At 71.5% G+C, this 17504-nt stretch carries 12 protein-coding genes; 6 read left to right on the top strand and 6 right to left on the bottom strand.

Annotation, left to right across the window (positions count from 1 at the left end; all coding sequences use genetic code 11):
• Positions 1-89: 89 nt before the first annotated feature.
• Entirely contained in the window at positions 90-1781 is a 1692-nt protein-coding gene (locus ACWD01_RS06200) for a fumarate hydratase (RefSeq protein WP_451158610.1), read from the top strand.
• Between the two features lie 232 nt (positions 1782-2013).
• On the opposite strand, the gene ACWD01_RS06195 is transcribed toward ACWD01_RS06200, so the two are convergent.
• Together ACWD01_RS06195 and ACWD01_RS06190 are read right to left on the bottom strand one after the other, a co-directional pair.
• Positions 2014-2856, bottom strand: coding sequence for a hypothetical protein (locus ACWD01_RS06195; protein WP_451158608.1), 843 nt, complete (start codon positions 2854-2856; stop codon positions 2014-2016).
• An 877-nt stretch (positions 2857-3733) separates the two neighbouring features.
• The gene (locus tag ACWD01_RS06190; protein WP_451158606.1) at positions 3734-5266 is read right to left on the bottom strand and encodes a ricin-type beta-trefoil lectin domain protein; all 1533 of its coding nucleotides are present in this window, start codon (positions 5264-5266) and stop codon (positions 3734-3736) included.
• Between the two features lie 106 nt (positions 5267-5372).
• On the opposite strand from ACWD01_RS06190, the gene ACWD01_RS06185 reads away from it, so the two are divergent.
• From ACWD01_RS06185 to ACWD01_RS06175, 3 genes are all read left to right on the top strand, one after another.
• A complete protein-coding gene (locus tag ACWD01_RS06185) occupies positions 5373-6767 on the top strand; it encodes a class II fumarate hydratase (RefSeq protein WP_451158604.1) in 1395 nt (464 codons plus the stop codon).
• Positions 6768-6861: 94 nt separating this feature from the next.
• The gene (gene fomD / locus ACWD01_RS06180) at positions 6862-7590 is read left to right on the top strand and encodes a cytidylyl-2-hydroxypropylphosphonate hydrolase (protein ID WP_451158602.1); all 729 of its coding nucleotides are present in this window, start codon (positions 6862-6864) and stop codon (positions 7588-7590) included.
• Positions 7591-7924: 334 nt separating this feature from the next.
• On the top strand, positions 7925-9817 hold the full coding sequence (locus ACWD01_RS06175; protein WP_451158600.1) for a SpoIIE family protein phosphatase: 1893 nt from the start codon (positions 7925-7927) through the stop codon (positions 9815-9817).
• 79 nt (positions 9818-9896) lie between these two features.
• On the opposite strand, the gene ACWD01_RS06170 is transcribed toward ACWD01_RS06175, so the two are convergent.
• Positions 9897-12128: a transglycosylase domain-containing protein gene (locus tag ACWD01_RS06170; protein WP_451158598.1), complete on the bottom strand. Its 2232-nt coding sequence runs from the start codon at positions 12126-12128 to the stop codon at positions 9897-9899.
• Between the two features lie 261 nt (positions 12129-12389).
• Here ACWD01_RS06170 and ACWD01_RS06165 point away from each other — a divergent pair, with 261 nt between their 5' ends.
• Together ACWD01_RS06165 and ACWD01_RS06160 are read left to right on the top strand one after the other, a co-directional pair.
• Entirely contained in the window at positions 12390-13340 is a 951-nt protein-coding gene (locus ACWD01_RS06165) for an SPFH domain-containing protein (RefSeq protein WP_451158596.1), read from the top strand.
• Positions 13337-13582 (top strand): hypothetical protein, encoded by a 246-nt coding sequence (locus ACWD01_RS06160; protein ID WP_451158594.1) that lies wholly within the window; start codon positions 13337-13339, stop codon positions 13580-13582. The genes ACWD01_RS06165 and ACWD01_RS06160 overlap by 4 nt, the downstream gene beginning before the upstream one ends.
• A gap of 210 nt (positions 13583-13792) precedes the next feature.
• Here ACWD01_RS06160 and ACWD01_RS06155 read toward each other — a convergent pair whose 3' ends face one another.
• From ACWD01_RS06155 to ACWD01_RS06145, 3 genes are read right to left on the bottom strand one after another with little or no spacing between them, the layout of a single operon-like run.
• Complete coding sequence (locus ACWD01_RS06155; protein ID WP_451158592.1) at positions 13793-16180, bottom strand: FtsX-like permease family protein; 2388 nt, start codon at positions 16178-16180, stop codon at positions 13793-13795.
• Positions 16177-16863, bottom strand: coding sequence for an ABC transporter ATP-binding protein (locus ACWD01_RS06150; protein WP_451158590.1), 687 nt, complete (start codon positions 16861-16863; stop codon positions 16177-16179). The genes ACWD01_RS06155 and ACWD01_RS06150 overlap by 4 nt, the downstream gene beginning before the upstream one ends.
• Positions 16860-17384: a PadR family transcriptional regulator gene (locus tag ACWD01_RS06145; RefSeq protein ID WP_451158588.1), complete on the bottom strand. Its 525-nt coding sequence runs from the start codon at positions 17382-17384 to the stop codon at positions 16860-16862. The genes ACWD01_RS06150 and ACWD01_RS06145 overlap by 4 nt, the downstream gene beginning before the upstream one ends.
• Positions 17385-17504 lie beyond the last annotated feature (120 nt).

Below are 17504 nucleotides of genomic sequence, written 5' to 3'. Positions count from 1 at the left end.
CAGGATCGGGACTCTCCGGTCGTTCTACGCTGGAGGGCGCGCCGCCAATGGAGGCGGCGCAGCCGTCTGTCGAGTGAGGAATGGCCGTAATGTCCCCTGTCTCCCGCCCTCCCAACCCGGCGTTCACGTACTCCGACCTGCTCCCCCTGGGAGAGGACACCACGCCGTACCGCCTGGTGACCGCCGAAGGAGTCTCCACCTTCGAGGCCGACGGCCGTACGTTCCTCAAGGTCGAGCCGGGGGCGCTGCGCAAGCTGGCCGCCGAGGCGATCCACGACATCCAGCACTTCCTGCGCCCGGCCCACCTCGCGCAGCTCCGGCGGATCATCGACGACCCGGAGGCCTCCTCCAACGACAAGTTCGTCGCCCTCGACCTGCTGAAGAACGCGAACATCGCCGCCGCCGGCGTGCTCCCGATGTGCCAGGACACCGGCACCGCGATCGTCATGGGCAAGCGCGGGCAGAACGTGCTCACCGAGGGCGGCGACGAGGAAGCCCTGTCGCGCGGCATCTACGACGCGTACACCGAGCTGAACCTGCGGTACTCGCAGATGGCCCCGGTCACCATGTGGGAGGAGAAGAACACCGGCTCCAACCTCCCGGCGCAGATCGAGCTGTACGCGACCGACGGCGGCGCCTACAAGTTCCTCTTCATGGCCAAGGGCGGCGGCAGCGCCAACAAGTCCTTCCTCTACCAGGAGACGAAGGCGGTCCTCAACGAGACCTCCATGATGAAGTTCCTGGAGGAGAAGATCCGTTCGCTGGGCACGGCCGCCTGCCCGCCGTACCATCTGGCGATCGTCGTCGGCGGCACCAGCGCCGAGTTCGCGCTGAAGACCGCGAAGTACGCGTCCGCGCACTACCTGGACGAGCTGCCGTCCGAGGGCTCGGAGCTCGGCCACGGCTTCCGCGACGAGGAGCTGGAGAAGAAGGTCTTCGAGCTGACGCAGAAGATCGGCATCGGCGCGCAGTTCGGCGGCAAGTACTTCTGCCACGACGTCCGCGTGGTGCGCCTGCCGCGCCACGGCGCGTCGCTGCCCGTCGCGATCGCCGTATCCTGCTCCGCCGACCGCCAGGCCGTCGCGAAGATCACCGCGGAGGGCGTCTTCCTGGAGCAGCTGGAGACCGACCCGGCGCGCTTCCTGCCGGACACCACGGACGAGCACCTGGCCGAGGACGGGGACGTCGTCAGGGTCGACCTCAACCGGCCGATGGACGAGATGCTCGCGGAGCTGTCCAAGTACCCCGTCAAGACCCGGCTCTCGCTGACCGGCCCGCTGGTCGTCGCCCGCGACATCGCGCACGCGAAGATCAAGGAACGGCTGGACGCGGGCGAGGAGATGCCGCAGTACCTGAAGGACCACCCGGTCTACTACGCCGGTCCCGCGAAGACCCCCGAGGGTTACGCGTCCGGCTCCTTCGGCCCGACGACGGCCGGCCGGATGGACTCCTACGTCGAGCAGTTCCAGGCCGCCGGCGGCTCGAAGATCATGCTGGCCAAGGGCAACCGCTCCAAGCAGGTCACCGACGCGTGCGGCACGCACGGCGGCTTCTACCTCGGCTCGATCGGCGGCCCCGCGGCGCGGCTCGCGCAGGACTGCATCAAGAAGGTCGAGGTCGTCGAGTACGAGGAGCTCGGCATGGAGGCGGTCTGGAAGATCGAGGTCGAGGACTTCCCGGCGTTCATCGTCGTGGACGACAAGGGCAACGACTTCTTCCAGGACCCGGCCCCGGCGCCGACGTTCACCTCGATCCCGGTGCGCGGCCCCGGCCTGGCGTAGCCCGCACACAACGGCTCGGCGTCTCCCGCAAGCAGCGGGAGGGGCCGAGCCGTCGGGGCAGCCGCATTCCTCGCGTCAACCGACCGGTATTGCGGAGCCCGGTATTTCGGTCGGCGGCTCGTCGATCCGCACGGCGGAGCAGACAGCGCCGGCCGAAGGCGGAAGTCACAGCCGGCCCCGGCCCTGAAAGAGCGTTCTGTCCAAGCAGGGGCAGTCCGGAGGGTCTGGGCGGTCAGGACGACGAGTGGTGCTTCGACTGCTGCGCATCGCGGGTACCCGCCCCGTCGCCAAGGCCCCGCTCGGCGCAGCGCCGCACGTACAGCGTGGTCAGTGCGGTATGGGAGAACGGCAGTGTCAACAGCGCGCACAGTGGCAACGCGACGGCCGAGGGAGCCAGTTGGGCCGCCGCGTATGCAAAGTAGGTGTTGCCCGAGCTGACCCACATCGCCAGGGCGTGCGCCGCACCGTCCGCCGGCTCCATCGCGTACCGCAGAGCCAGGAACGCGCCGGCATTCAACGCCACGAGCGCAGTGACACAGGCGGTGGCGCGCCACCACGCGCCCTGCACCAGCATCCAGGAGCGCCGCAGGGCGGCGGTCGCGCCCAGGCCCTCGAGGGCCGCGGCGGCCGGTGCCAGGGCGAGGGCGACGCGCAGCGCCACCACGGCGGGCACCAGCAGCGCCAGCAGGACGTACCCCAGTACCGGTGCGGCCGAGGGCAGCACCACGTCGGCCAGCGACCACAACAGCGCCCCCGGAAGGACCAGTCCGCCCAGCAGCAGCCCGCGCCAGACCTGAACCGCCGCGGCCCGTCCCGCCTGCCGCCGCGCTCGCCGCCACAGCTCACCCACCTCGACGGGCGGGACACGGGTGACGGCCAGGGCGTGCGCCGTGTGCAGCACGCCGAACGAGAACGCGGCAAGGCCCAGAAGTAGGGGCAGGGCGCCGGCCGCGACCAGCAGCAGCGCTTCGGTGTTGTCGGGCGTGTACGAGTCCTCCTGCCGCCTGGCCAGCTCGGCGCCCTGCCGCATTTCGACGAACGCGGGCCACGCGGCGGCGAAGGCTGGCAGCAGCACGCCGGCCCCGGCCAGCGTGGCCCAGGCGGTGCCGTGGAGCGTCAACCTGTAGGCCGGGCCGAAATGTCGGGCAAAGGCGCGCAGTACCCCAGGGGCTTTGGGGTCGGGTGGTGGGGTTTCCCCGGTGTCAGCCGGATCCCCCGTGGTCCCCGCCATCCAGGGTGCCTCCCTTGCGTCTCTGGCGCGGACGGCCACGATCCCGCAAACGACCGCTCAGCTCAAAGGCCCTGTTCTCGTACGGCATCGCCCAAGCCCCCTCTTCACGTCGCTCTCAGCCACGGGCTTGCTTTCGCTTGCGCAGGGCGAAGTAGCTGCACGTGCAGAGCAGCACGGCTCCGGCGGCGATGGCGATACCTACGATCACGAAGACCTCCTGAATCCCGTCCCGATGTTTTGTCGGCGCATATAGGAGGCACGGGCCCGCCGAAAGGATTCGGCCTGCGCCCGGACAAGTTGATCGCGCGGTGCGGGATCAGCTTCGGCACAGCGGCGGCAGCGGAGGGTCAAGGGCACCTGTCGGGCGCGACCAGGACCGGAGCGTGGCAGGGGCAGTCGCACACCAGGTGCCGCACCCCGGGTACGCCGCTGTCGCCAGGCACGTGATCGCGGCGGCGGTCGTGACGGCCGACGATGCAACGGGGTGACCGGAATGCGGGCTCGGGCACCACCTCGCCGGTCACCGCTCCTCCCCCGGCCACCCGAACGCGTTCGCCAGAGCGCGGGCGAGCAGGGAGACACTGACGGCGTCGGCGACCTCCGTGGTCACCCACCAGGCGTGTCACAGTGCGAGGCAAGGGCTCCTTCGTCAGCCCCGACGCCGGAAACAACGGCACCGCGTCCGACGCGTAGCGTCGTCCGCGGCGCCGTGCTCCCGGGGTCAGGCGAAGCGCTGGTTCGCCGAGCCGTCGCAGCTACGGAGCCGGACCGGCTCGTTCGCCGCGCCGTGGGTAAGGCAGACCCCCGTCGCGGACGCGGGCCGGATCGTGGCGCCGTCGCGGACGAACTTCTGGTTGGGGCCGCCGTGGCAGTCCCACACGATCAGGGCCGTGCCCGCCCGGTAGTTGCTGTCGGGCACGTCCAGGCAGCGGTCCTGGGACAGCTCCGTGTGGACGGTGCCGCGGGCGGAGTCGTGCCACCAGCCCTGGTTGCGGCCGCCGTGGCAGTCCCAGCCGAGCACGCCCGTGCCGTTGGCGCTGCCGGCGCCGTGGACGTCCAGGCAGTCGCCGGTCGCCTCGTTGCGCAAGGGTCGGTAGGCGTCGTCCCAGGCGTACGGGACCAGCAGGGGCCTGCCCGTGGAGTTGACGTCCGCGCAGCTCGCCTCGCGGGCCGGGGAGTTGTAGAGCTGGGTCAGGCACGAGGCGAAGGCCGCGTGGCCGCGGATGTTGGGGTGGAAGGACTGGCGGACGGAGTTCTCGTCCGGCAGGCCGGGCTTGGAGAGGTCGATGTAGAGCCCGCGGGCCCAGGGGTCCTGGTGGCAGACCTCGTGGCCGTGGAACAGGCGGGAGTTGTCCAGGTAGACCGCCCCCGTGGCGCGTGCGGCCTCACGCATGCCGCGTTCGAAGGCGGGGACGGCGCTGTCGCGGCCCCATACGGTGTCGGAGTCGTAGCCCAGCCCGCCGCAGATCAGCTTGCCGGGGAAGTTCGGGTTGTCGCGGAAGTCGGGGCCGATGGGGCTGGGGTAGCCCATGACGACCATCTTGTAGTCGCCGTCCCGGTAGCCGGCGTCCCGCATCACGGTGCGCAGGTCGCGCACGGTCTGCTCGACCTTGGGGACGAGGCCGTCGACGCGGGCCTGCCAGCCGGGGGCGTACTTGGGCTCGCAGGGGCCCTGGACCAGGATGTAGCGGGTGACGCAGTCGGTCATGACGGGACCGAACTGGAGGTCGTCGTTGGCGCCGGCGACGAGCAGGACCATCTTGATCCGGGTGTTGCGGGCCTTGATCGCCAGGCTGTCGCTCTGGACCGGCTCGTCGGCGTACTGCTTGCTGCCGCCGATGCGGATGTTGGCGGTGGACGCACCGGAGCAGGACACGTTGTAGGTGACGTCCGCGGGGATTCCGGTGCGGTGGACGGCGGCGTCGGGCGACCGGTGGCACCAGTTGTCGGGCCCGTTGGTGGGCGGCTCGTAGGTGCCGGTGCCCTCGCCGGAGATCTCGCTGTCGCCGAGCGAGATCAGGCCGGTCTTACGCTGATCCAGCGGCCGTTCCTCGGGGCTTCCGTAGAGTGCGGTCGCCTCCGCTGCCCGGACGGCCTCCAGCTCCGCGGTGAGCGGTACGGAGGACACCGACCGCGTGTCGTCGGCCTCTGCCGCTCCGGCGGGGGCGGTGGCCGTCAGGGTTCCCAGTGCCGTGGCGGCGGCCACGGCACCAACCGTGACGGCCCGGCGGAATCTGTACCTGGTGCGCTTCATCGCGCCTCCTGGAAGTGGGGTTACCCACGGTTTTTACTGGCAGGTAGGCCGACTGGGAATACGCGGAACAAGACAAGTGCTCAACTTTTACGGGAGGTTGAAGAACGTGAGCGATGCGAGCGGCTACCGGACCGAGCACGACTCCATGGGCGAGGTGCGGGTCCCCGCCCACGCCAAGTGGCGGGCGCAGACCCAGCGGGCGGTGGAGAACTTCCCCGTGTCCGGGCAGCGTCTGGAGCGTGCGCACATCGAGGCGCTCGCCCGTATCAAGGCCGCGGCCGCGCAGGTCAACGCCGAACTCGGCGTGCTGGACGCGGACATCGCCGGTGCGATCGCCGACGCCGCGGCGGAGGTCGCGGAGGGCCGCTGGGACGAGCACTTCCCGGTGGACGTCTTCCAGACCGGCTCGGGGACCTCGTCCAACATGAACACCAACGAGGTCCTCGCGACGCTCGCCACCGAGCGGCTGGGCCGTGACGTCCACCCCAACGACCATGTGAACGCCTCCCAGTCGTCCAACGACGTCTTCCCCTCCTCCATCCACATCGCGGCGACCGCGGCCGTCACCCGCGACCTGATCCCGGCGCTGGACCACCTGGCCGGCTCGCTGGAGCGCAAGGCCACCGCGTTCGCGGCGGTCGTCAAGGCGGGCCGTACGCATCTGATGGACGCCACGCCCGTCACCCTGGGCCAGGAGTTCGGCGGCTACGCGGCGCAGATCCGCTACGGGATCGAGCGGTTGACGGTGTCACTGCCGCGCCTCGCCGAACTGCCGCTGGGCGGCACGGCCGTCGGCACCGGCATCAACACCCCGCCCGGCTTCTCCGCCGCCGTCATCGCCGAGGTGGCCCGGACGACCGGGCTGCCGCTGACGGAGGCCCGCGACCACTTCGAGGCGCAGGGGGCACGGGACGGGCTGGTGGAGACCTCCGGCCAGCTCCGTACGGTCGCGGTCTCGCTCACCAAGATCTGCAACGATCTGCGCTGGATGGCCTCCGGCCCGCGCACCGGCCTCGCCGAGATCGCCCTGCCCGACCTCCAGCCCGGCTCCTCGATCATGCCGGGCAAGGTGAACCCGGTGATCCCCGAGGCGGTGCTGATGGTCGCCGCCCAGGTCACCGGCAACGACGCCACCGTCGCGGCGGCCGGCGCGGCCGGGAACTTCGAGCTCAACGTGATGCTGCCGGTGATGGCCAAGAACCTGCTGGAATCGGTCCGGCTGCTGGCGAACGCCGCCCGGCTGCTGGCCGACCGCACCGTCGACGGCATCACCGCCGATGTCGAACGGGCCCGGGAGTACGCGGAGTCCTCCCCCTCGGTCGTCACCCCGCTCAACAAGTACATCGGCTACGAGGAGGCGGCGAAGGTCGCCAAGAAGTCGCTCGCCGAGCGCCGGACGATCCGCGAGGTGGTGCTCGAATCCGGCTATGTGGAGCGCGGGGAGCTGACGCTGGAGCAGCTCGACGAGGCGCTCGACGTGCTGCGCATGACCCACCCGTGAGACCGGCCGCGTGGCACGGCCGGCGGCACGTCCCGCGACACGGCCCGTGACACGCACCGCTGCGCGGTCCGTTGCGTACTCCTAAGATCTGCTCATGACAGGCACGGGAGGCCCGGCACACGACGCGGGCAGGACGGACCAGCGCACGACCGACGCACAGCGCAGCTCACGCTGGGAGCCGGGGGACCACATCCTCTGGCGCTACCGCGGCCATGCGCCCGGTGCGGCGGGCCGCGCTTTCCACATCTGCCGGCCCGTGACGGTCGTCCAGGACACGGACGACCTGCTCGCCGTGTGGATGGCCCCCGGCACCGAGTGCGTGAAGCCGCTGCTCGCCGACGGCACCCCGGTCCACGAGGAGCCGCTGGCCACCCGCTACACGGCGCCGCGCACCACCGCCCGCGCCCGCTGGACCGGCAACGGCGTCCTGAAGCTGGCGCAGCCCGGGCTGCCCTGGTCGGTGTGGCTCTTCTGGGAGCACGGCTGGCAGTTCCGCAGCTGGTACGTCAACCTCGAGGAGCCGCGCACCCGTTGGTCGGGCGGCGTCGACTCGGAGGACCACTACCTCGACATCTCCGTCTATCCGGACCGCAGTTGGCTGTGGCGGGACGAGGACGAGTTCGACCAGGCCCAGCGGGTCGGTCTGATGGACGCGCGCACCGCACGCGGAGTGCGGGAGGCGGGCCGGGCGGCGGTCGAGGTGATCCGGTCCTGGGGGACGCCGTTCCGCGACGGCTGGGAGCTCTGGCGGCCGGACCCGGCGTGGCCGGTGCCGGCCCTGCCGGCCGACTGGGACCGCCTTCCGGCGCGGCAGGCGGCCTGATCCGAGCACTGTGGCCGGTTCCCGACGGGAACGCGCTCCGGCGTATACGACCTCGTGAGACTCTTGATGCGCCCCCTGGGGTCAAACGTAGGATCGTCGTCCGCAAGGCTGCGCCGTACGAGGGAGCAGGAGCACAGGGCCCGACCGCAGAGTCATCGAGCAGTCACACAGCGTCCGGTCGCGCAGCGTCTCGGACGGGACACGAGTCAGTCACAACAGGGGGTTGAGCTGTGCCGGAAGCCCGCCACCCTGTCGATGTCACCCCCAGAGCGGGTATACCGCCCCACGAGGCGATTGCATCGCACCACCGGCCCGGATGGACGGAATCCCACGCGTGACGGAGCATCCCACCTCCCACGAAGGCCGACAGCCGCTGGCTGCCCGGTCCCAGGAACGCACCCGGCCGCGGGCGCAGGCGGCCGGGGGCTCCCCCGCGCCCGCAGGCCCGCCGCCGAAACCCCAGCCACAGCCGCAGGTGCACCCGGCGCAGTTGCAGGCCCAGGACATCGCCGGCACCGCGAGACGCGAGGGCGACCGGCTGCGGTTCGTGGGGGCGGCCACGCGGCGGATCGCCCGCGGCATCGACCTCGACGAGATCGTCCTCGGCCTGTGCCGGGCCACCGTGCCGACGTTCTCCGACGCGATCCTGGTCTACCTCCGGGACCCGCTGCCGGTGGGCGACGAACGCCCCGTCTCCCCGTTCGTACTGCGCCTGCGCCGTACCGACCGGCTGCGTTTAAACGCGGAGGACGGGGACCAGGCCGTCGCCGGGGCTCTGCCGCTGCTGGACGCGGGGAGCGACACCGTTCCGGCCGCCGAACTGTGCGAGGTCCGCTCCGGCGGGGCGCTCTCCGAGGTGCTGCGCGGGGTGCGGCCGGTCTTCGGCGACTCGGCGGCGGCCCGCGCCGCACTGCCCGAGCTGCTCGGCGACGGACGTTCCGTGCCCAGCGGCCACCGCGCGATACTCGCCCCGCTCCGCGGCCGCCGGCGGGTCATCGGCGCGGCGGTCTTCCTGCGCCGCCCCGACCGGCCCGCCTTCGAGCCGAACGACCTCCTGGTCGCCGCCCAGCTGGCCACGCACACGGCGCTCGGCATCGACAAGGCGGTGCTGTACGGCCGCGAGGCGTACATCGCCGACGAACTGCAGCGCACCATGCTGCCCGACTCGCTGCCCCAGCCCACCGGCGTACGGCTTGCCTCCCGCTACCTCCCGGCGGCGGAGACGGCCCGCGTCGGCGGCGACTGGTACGACGCGATCCCGCTGCCCGGCAGCCGGGTCGCGCTCGTCGTCGGCGACGTCATGGGCCACTCCATGACCTCCGCCGCGATCATGGGCCAGCTCCGGACGACCGCCCAGACACTGGCCGGCCTCGACCTGCCGCCGCAGGAGGTCCTGCACCACCTGGACGAGCAGGCCCAGCGTCTCGGCACGGACCGCATGGCCACCTGCCTCTACGCGGTCTACGACCCGGTCTCGCACCGGATCACCATCGCCAACGCCGGACACCCGCCGCCCATCCTGCTGCACCTGGGCGGGCGGGCCGAGGTGCTGCGGGTGCCGCCCGGCGCGCCCATCGGCGTCGGCGGCGTCGACTTCGAGGCCGTGGAGCTCGACGCCCCGGCCGGAGCGACGCTGCTGCTCTACACCGACGGGCTGGTCGAGTCCCGGCTGCGCGACGTGTGGACGGGCATCGAGCAGCTGCGGGAACGGCTCGCCGACACCGCGCAGCTCACCGGCCCCGACCACTCGCCGCCGCTGGAGGCCCTCTGCGACGACGTGCTCGACATGCTCGGCCCCGGCGACCGCGACGACGACATCGCCCTGCTCGCGGCCCGCTTCGACGGGATCGCGCCGAGCGACGTCGCCTACTGGTTCCTCGAGCCGGAGGACGCCGCCCCGGGCCGCGCCCGCCGCCTCGCCCGGCGGGCCCTGGCCCGCTGGGGGCTGGAGGAGCTGTCCGACTCGGTGGAGCTGCTGGTCAGCGAGGTCGTCACCAACGCGGTGCGGTACGCGGAGCGGCCGGTGACGCTACGGCTGCTGCGCACCGACGTACTGCGCTGCGAGGTCGGCGACGACTCGCCCCAGCTGCCCAGACAGCGCCGGGCGCGGGACACCGACGAGGGCGGCCGCGGCCTGTTCCTGGTGAACCGGCTCGCCAGACGCTGGGGCGCGACACGGCTGTCCACGGGCAAGGTCGTCTGGTTCGAGCTGCCCACTCGCGCGTAGCCGGTCCGCCGGCACGAAAGCGGCGCCCGCACCCGAGACCGGGTGCGGGCGCCGCTTTCGGTGTTGCCCGGCCGGCCGCTCAGGGTGACAGCAGCGAGCCGCGCTCCCCGTCCCGGTTCACCTCGCCACCGCCGTCCGTCTCGACCGGCGTGGTGAAGGTCTCGGACGGCGCCGTGAAGGACGGGGTGACCGGCACCTCGTCCGTCGGGGTCGGGTCCGCGCTCTCGGTCTCCGTCGGCGTCGGGGTCGGGTCCTCGGACTCGGTCTCCGTCGGCGTCGGGCTCGGCTCCTCGGACTCCGTCTCCGTCGGGGTCGGCGTCGGGTCGGGAACCGCGATCTCCGCCACGTCGAGGTCGAACCGGGCGTCCGAGCCGCCGTTCAGGGCGCCCGTCGTGTAGTCGGCCCAGATCTTGGCGGGGAAGCCGCCGCCGTTGGCGCGGCCGGCCTCGGCCGTGCCGGTGAGCGAGACCTGACCGCCGCCCTCCTTGGTGGACTCGCCGAACAGGGCGACCACCGTGGCGAGTTCGGGGGTGTAACCGGCGAACCAGGCGGACTTGTTGTTCTCCGAGGTGCCGGTCTTGCCGGCCGCCTGGTAGGCGCTGGACTGCGCGTTGACGCCGGAGCCGTTCTTCACCACGCCGGTCAGACCGGCGGTCACCGTGTCGGCCGACTCGCGGCTGATCACCTGGTCGCCGATCGGGTCCGGGAGTTCGACCTCACGGTCCTTGTGCTCGGCCTTGGCGACGATCGTCGGCGTGACCTTCTTGCCGTGGTTGTCGAGGGTGGCGTAGACGCCGGCCATGTCCCAGGTGGAAGCGGACATGGTGCCGAGCGCCACCGACGGGCGCACCGGGAAGTCCTCGTCCGGGACGCCCAGGTCGAGCGCCGTCTCCTTCACGTTGTCCAGGCCGACGTCGACGGCCATCTGCGCGAAGGAGGAGTTGATGGAGCGGTTGAGGGAGGTCTGGACGGTGACGTCCCCGTAGCTCTTGTCGAGGTCGTTCTGCGGGGCGTAGCGGCCGTCGATGCCTTCGACCGGGCGCTTGCTGGTGCCGTCGTAGATCGTGTTGAGGCCGATCGGGACGCCGTCCTGGGTCTCGGACCCGTTCTCCAGCGCGGAGGCGAACACGACCGGCTTGAACGTGGAGGCCGGCTGGTAGTCGCGGCGGGTCGCGTTCGAGATGTAGTGCTGGGTGGCGCTCACCCCGCCGTACAGGGCCACGACCTTGCCCGTCTCGGGGTCGACCGAGGTGGCGCCGGCCTGCACGGTGGCGTCGACCTTGTTGCCCTCGCGGTCGAGATTGGTCTCCAGCTGCTCCTCGACCGCCTTCTCGAGCGCCTTCTGCTTCTTGGAGTTGATGTTGACGGTGATCGTCCAGCCGCCGGCGTCGAGATCGGCCTTCTCGACGCCCTGGCGGGCCAGCTCCGCCTTGGCCGCGTCCACGATGTACCCGGCCTGGCCGCTGAGGCCGGCCGGGGCCTTGGGGGCCTTGGGAACGGGGAACTTCATGGTGTCGCGGGTGCTCTTGTCGAGCCAGCTCTCCTCGACCATGTTGTTCAGCACGTAGTTCCAGCGGTTGGTCACCGCCTCCTTCGTCCTGTCGGAGGCGACGGCCCAGTCGAAGCTGCTGGGGGCCTGGACGAGAGCCGCGAGATAGGCGCCCTGGGAGACGTTCAGCTTCTCGGCGTCGACGCCGTAGTACGCCTGGGCGGCGGCCTGGATGCCGTACGCGCCGCGGCCGAAGTAGCTGGTGTTGAGGTAACCGGCGAGGATCTCGCTCTTCTCCTTGTTCCGGTCCACCTTCAGCGAGATCACCAGCTCCTTGAGCTTGCGGGTGACCGTGCGGTCCTGGGTCAGGTAGTAGTTCTTCACGTACTGCTGGGTGATCGTCGAGCCACCCTGCTTGCCCTGACCGGTGACCGTGTTCTTCAAGCCGCGCAGCGTGCCCTTGATGTCGACGCCCGAGTCCTCGAAGAAGGTCTTGTTCTCGGCGGCGACGAAGGCGTACTGGACGTCCTTGGGGATCTTGTCCAGGCCGATGATCTCGCGGTTGACCTCGCCGGTCCGGGCCAGGAGCTTGCCGTCGCTGTACTTGTAGACGTTGCTCTGCAGCTTGGCCTCTGCGTTGGCCTCGGGGACCGGGACGAGCATGTAGGCCACGAAGAACGCGCCCATGGCCAGCAGGCACAGACCGAAGAACGTGCCAAGGATCTTCCGGAACGTGAAGAAGCGGCGTATGCCCGTGGGCCCGGTTCTGTTCGCCCGGCGCGCACCGCGCTGCCGGGCCTGTCGCGCTTCCGCTCGACCCATCGCTTCGTCGCTCCGCTCTCTCGGCTGTGGTGTCTGTCCATCGGCATCGGTGCCGTGATCGGCCCGGAATCAACTCAGCAAGCTAACACCGGAGGTATAGACAAAGAGGCGCCGATCCCGCCTTTTACGGACGTGAGAATCAGCACCCTGCGTCAAGTGAACCGACTCACGAGGGGCGTCCAGGGTTGCGATGTACGATAAAGTGATATCACTTTGCTAGAGGCGCGGAAGGGCTCGCGCGACACGGAAACGGGGATGCCCATGCCTGTCACCAGCACGATCGACCACGAGAAGGACCAGGCGGCCGACACGCCGGAGATGCCCAGGCCGCAGGTCCGGGAGTTCGCCGCGCACAGCATCGGCGGCGGTCTCGCCCTCCTCCTCGGCCTGCTCGGACTGGCCGCCGGGGCGGTGCTCGTCATCGCCGCGACGGCGGTCGACTCCACCGGCACCAAGGCCGTACTGATCACCGGCGGCATCCTCATCGGCATCGCCGCGTTCCTCGCCATGTGCGGACTGAACATGGTCGCGCCCGGCGAGGCCCGCGTCGTCCAGCTCTTCGGCCGCTACCGGGGCACGATCCGCACGGACGGCCTGCGCTGGGTCAACCCGCTCACGTCGCGGGTCAAGATCTCGACCCGGGTGCGCAACCACGAGACGGCCGTCCTCAAGGTCAACGACGCGTACGGCAACCCCATCGAGCTGGCCGCGGTGGTCGTGTGGAAGGTCGAGGACACCGCCCAGGCGATGTTCGAGGTGGACGACTTCCTCGAGTTCGTCTCCACCCAGACGGAGGCCGCGGTCCGGCACATCGCCATCGAGTACCCCTACGACGCCCACGACGAGGCTGGCCTGTCGCTGCGCGGCAACGCGGAGGAGATCACCGAGAAGCTCGCCGTCGAACTGCACGCACGGGTCGAGGCGGCCGGCGTCCACATCATCGAGTCCCGCTTCACCCACCTCGCGTACGCCCCCGAGATCGCCTCCGCGATGCTGCAGCGCCAGCAGGCGGGCGCGGTCGTGGCCGCGCGACGCCAGATCGTCGACGGCGCGGTGGGCATGGTCGAGGCGGCCCTCACCCGGATCTCCGAGCAGGGCATCGTCGAGCTGGACTCGGAGCGCAAGGCCGCGATGGTGTCCAACCTGATGGTGGTCCTCTGCGGCGACCGCGCGGCGCAGCCGGTCCTCAACACGGGCTCTCTCTACCAGTGACGCCGCCACCCCCCTCCGAGCGCAAACAGGTACTGCTGCGGCTGGACCCGGCGGTGTACGAGGCGCTGGCCCGATGGGCCGGCGACGAACTGCGCAGCGCGAACGCGCAGATCGAGTTCCTGCTGCGGCGTGCGCTGGCGGACGCGGGGCGGCTGCCGGGGGGTACGGGGCCGATTCCGCGGCGGGGGCGGCCGCGGGGGGCGGCGGAGCCGCCGGGGCCGCCGGGGGGTGCGCCGCCGTAGGGGGTCCGCTGCGCGGGGCGGTTCCCCTACCCGCCCCTTCCCGTAACCGGGCTCTGCCCGGACCCGCGCCTCAAACGCCGGCGAGGCTGAGTCAGCCCGGCCGGCGATTGAGGCCACCGCGCGAAGCGCGGTACGGGGTCCGGGGCCTGTCCCGGTTCGGGAAGGGGCGGGTAGGGGACAAGCCCGCCGCAGGCGCCCGCCCCCGCCGCGTCACTCCGTGCGCAACCCGTCCGCCCGCATCAGCCGCCACAGCGCCCCCGCGCTCAGCAGCGTCACCGTCACGATCAGCCCCGCCCCCATCCCCACCACCGGCACGAACGCGCCCCAGTGCGTGACCTGTTTGCCGATCATGCGCAGCATCACCGCGCCGAGGCCGACGCCTCCCGCGATCGCGACCGCCGTGCCGAGGGCGACGGTGACGGCGGTCTGCCACAGGACGGACCAGACCAGGGTGGAGCGGGGGGTGCCGAAGGCGACGAGTACGGACAGCAGGCGTCTGCGCTCCCGGAGTTGCTCGATCAGCGTGACCGCCATCGACGCGGCGATCAGGCCCATGGTCGCGGTCGCGGCGGCCAGCAGTCCGCTGCGGACGCTCGCGTACTGCCGGTCGCGTTCGATCCGCTGTGCCGTCCTCACCCCGGCGGACGGGTCGAGCCGCGCGACGGTGTTGCGGACGAACTCCCGCCCGTCGCGCACGCTCTCGTCGATCTGCACGCGCGCCGAGGTCCAGCCGCCCGGGATCGTCGCCGCGTCCAGGGCGCCGGGGGTCGCGAAGATGCCGACGTAGTCGTCGGCCATCGGGTCCGTGCGCAGCATCACCGTCGGCGAGTGGGCCGGCAGCGTCCACAGGACCGGTGCGGAACCGTCGTAGGCCGTGTCGCTGTTGAGATTGACCGGCTTCCCCTTCCGGGCGGTCCGGTCGGTCCAGATGTTCGGCGGGTCGTTGCTCCTGTGGTGCACGACGAAGGTGTCGCCGTCCGTGCAGGAGCCGATCTCGGCCAGCCTGCGGAGCGTCGCGCAGTCGGCGACCGTCAGGCCCGTCGTGGGCCGGAGATCGTCCTCGCCGACGGGCTCCGGGCTCACCACATACGCCTCCACGGTGCTGATCACGCTCCGGACACCCTTCGTGTCCTGCAACGCGTGCGTCATCCCGGTGGCCAGCTCCGCGCTCGGGAAAGGAACGGACACATCCATCCGCGCCGAGGACGCGTTCAGTCCCGTGACCCGGTTGAAGTCGTCGTGGATACCGGCGAAGAGCATCTGCAGCGCGATCGCGCCGGCCACCGCGACCGTGATGCCGCTGACCGCCCTGACCGCCGGGCCGCTGTTCAACTGAAGTCGGCGAATGGCGAGTTGCCAGGCGACCGGACCGCCGTGCAGCCGTCGGACGACCGCCTCCACCAGCCAGGGAAGCAGTGCCGTCAGCGAGCACAGCACCAGCAGCGTGCCGGCGGCGATCGGCCACGGCTGGACCACCTCGGTCCTGTCATCGACGGTGCCGGTCGCCAGCAGTACGCCGATGCCCGCGAGCAGCATCAGCAGCCGCCACCACAGCCGGCGGCGGCGCGGCGCCGACCGGCGTACGACGCCCAGCGGCTCGACCGTCACCGCGCGCATGGCGAACAGCGCCACCACGACCGACGCCACGGGCACCGCGAGCAGGATCGCCGCGGCGAGCGGCGGCACCGGTACGACGTCGGACGGGAACGCGCTCAGGTCCCACACCCGCACGGAGCCGGCGAGCGGCCGGGCCAGCGCGAAGAACCCGGCACCGGCGGCCAGGCCGAGCGCGGCGCCGAACAGTGCCTCGCCGGCCGCGATCCAGCGCGTCGTCCGCGCGTCCGCGCCGACCAGGCGCAGCGCGGCGAGCCGCCGGTCGCGCTGCTCGCCGCCGAAGCGGACGGCGGTCGCGATGAAGACGGCCACCGGCACCAGCAGCACCACACAGGCCAGCACGATCACGACGATCAGCACCGGATCAATCGGCCCGGCGCCGCCCCCGGCGCCGTAGCCGTAGCCGTCGGTCCGGACGGCGCCGTTGCCCGTGATCAGCGTGGAACTGCCCGTGTAGTAGAGAAGTTCGCCCGGGTCGAGGAGCCCCGCGTCGCCGATGAGGCCCGCGGTCCGGTGGGGCAGCCGCTCCGCGAGGAGCCTGCCCTCGGGCGACGCCAGCAGTTCGGCGAGCGCCGGCGACACGTACATCTCACCGGCGGCCGGGGCTCGTTCGAGCCCGGGAGGCAGCACCGGACGCGCGCCGTCGGGCCGCATGGCCACGCCGCCGACGGTCTCGTTCCGGTAGTCGGTGTCCGCGACGGCGACCACGACGGACCGGTCGCTGCGGGCGGCGGACTCGCCCGACACCAGGGCGTACGCGGTCCGCGCGGCCGCGCGTTCGTCCCGGCCCTCCATCATCTGCGGCACGGACGCGGCGATCAGCAGCAGGGCCACGCCGAGGCCCACGCCGACGGCGGTCAGCGTGTTCCGCGTCCAGCCCTCGCGCCCGCCGGACGTAGCGAACCGGACACCCATCGCCAGGTCCCGCAGCCGTGCGGCCGGGCCGCGGCGCGGTTCGCTCGGCGTCTTGTTCGTACGGCTCATACGGTGAAGTCCGGGTCGCGCGACCGGCCGTCGCGTACGACGATCTCCCGGTCCGAGTACGCGGCGACCCGCGTCTCGTGCGTGACCAGGACGACGGCCGTGTTCTGCAGCCGGGCGGCGTCCGTGAGCAGGGACATCACCCGCTCGCCGTTGAACGAGTCCAGAGCGCCGGTGGGTTCGTCGGCGAAGACCACCTTCGGCGACGGCGCCAGCGCGCGGGCCACGGCGACCCGCTGGCCCTGCCCGCCGGAGATCTCCCCGGGCCGCTTGCGCGCCGCGTCCTCGACCTCCAGCCGCTCCAGCCATTCGAGGGCGGTGCGCTCGGCCGCCTTGCGCTTCACACCGCTGAGCCGCAGGGGCAGCGCCACGTTCTCGACGCAGTTCAGCTCCGGTACGAGCTGCCCGAACTGGAACACGAACCCGAAGTCGGTACGCCGCAGAGCGCTGCGCTGCGCGTCCGACAGGGTGGTCAGCTCGCGCCCCGCGTACACGACGGAACCGGAGTCGGGACGGACGATCCCGGCCAGGCAGTGCAGCAGGGTCGACTTGCCGGACCCGGAGGGCCCCATGACGGCGACGACTTCGCCGGGGTGGACGGAGAACGAGGCCCCGTCGAGCGCGGCGGTCGGACCGAAGGACTTGCGCAGATCCTCGGCGACGAGCAGGGAGCCGGAGGGGATCACCGACGCACCTCCGCGGCGAGCCGGTCGAGCCGGGCGGCGGTCAGTTCCAGCCAGCGCAGATCGGCCTCGAGATGGAACAGGGCGTGGTCGCAGATGAGCTGATCGGCGAGGTCGCCGCGGCGCTTGCGGTCGGTGAGCGCCCGCATCAGGCGCAGATGCTCCGCGCGCTGCGTGTCGAGTATGTCGTCGGCACGGCGGCCGGTGAGCAGCGCGAGGACGACCTTGGTGTAGAGGGTCGACTGGAGGTACGGCTCCGGCTTCTCGGGCTGCACGAGCCACTGCGAGACGTCGGTGATCCCGGCCTCCGTGATCGCGTACCGCTTCCGCTCGGGTCCGGCACCGGCCTCGACGCCGTCGACCTCGACGAGCCCGTTCTTGAGCAGGCGGGACATGGTCGAGTAGACCTGCCCGTAGTGGAGGGGGCGGTCGTGCCCGAACCTCTCGTCGAAAGCGCGCTTGAGGTCGTAGCCGTGGCGGGGGCCGGATTCGAGGAGGCCGAGGAGGGTGTGACCGATGGACATGGGGGCACTGTACACGGGGTGTATACCGGGCGCGTATAGCGAGCGTCGGGGGCCGCTGCGCGGGGTGGCCTCAAACGCCGACCGGGCTGATTTCGCTGCGCGAAATCAGCCCGGTCGGCG

The sequence above is a fragment of the Streptomyces sp. NPDC002835 genome (assembly GCF_053591995.1).
This window is presented reverse-complemented; position numbering and strand designations above follow the sequence as displayed.

Excerpts from the sequence above, each read along its gene's own strand:
- ACWD01_RS06200 (WP_451158610.1), top strand. The coding sequence starts at position 90 with ATGTCCCCTGTCTCCCGCCCTCCCAACCCGGCGTTCACGTACTCCGAC.
- ACWD01_RS06190 (WP_451158606.1), bottom strand. The coding sequence starts at position 5,266 with ATGAAGCGCACCAGGTACAGATTCCGCCGGGCCGTCACGGTTGGTGCC.
- fomD (WP_451158602.1), top strand. The coding sequence starts at position 6,862 with ATGACAGGCACGGGAGGCCCGGCACACGACGCGGGCAGGACGGACCAG.
- ACWD01_RS06170 (WP_451158598.1), bottom strand. The coding sequence starts at position 12,128 with ATGGGTCGAGCGGAAGCGCGACAGGCCCGGCAGCGCGGTGCGCGCCGG.
- ACWD01_RS06165 (WP_451158596.1), top strand. The coding sequence starts at position 12,390 with ATGCCTGTCACCAGCACGATCGACCACGAGAAGGACCAGGCGGCCGAC.
- ACWD01_RS06155 (WP_451158592.1), bottom strand. The coding sequence starts at position 16,180 with ATGAGCCGTACGAACAAGACGCCGAGCGAACCGCGCCGCGGCCCGGCC.
- ACWD01_RS06145 (WP_451158588.1), bottom strand. The coding sequence starts at position 17,384 with ATGTCCATCGGTCACACCCTCCTCGGCCTCCTCGAATCCGGCCCCCGC.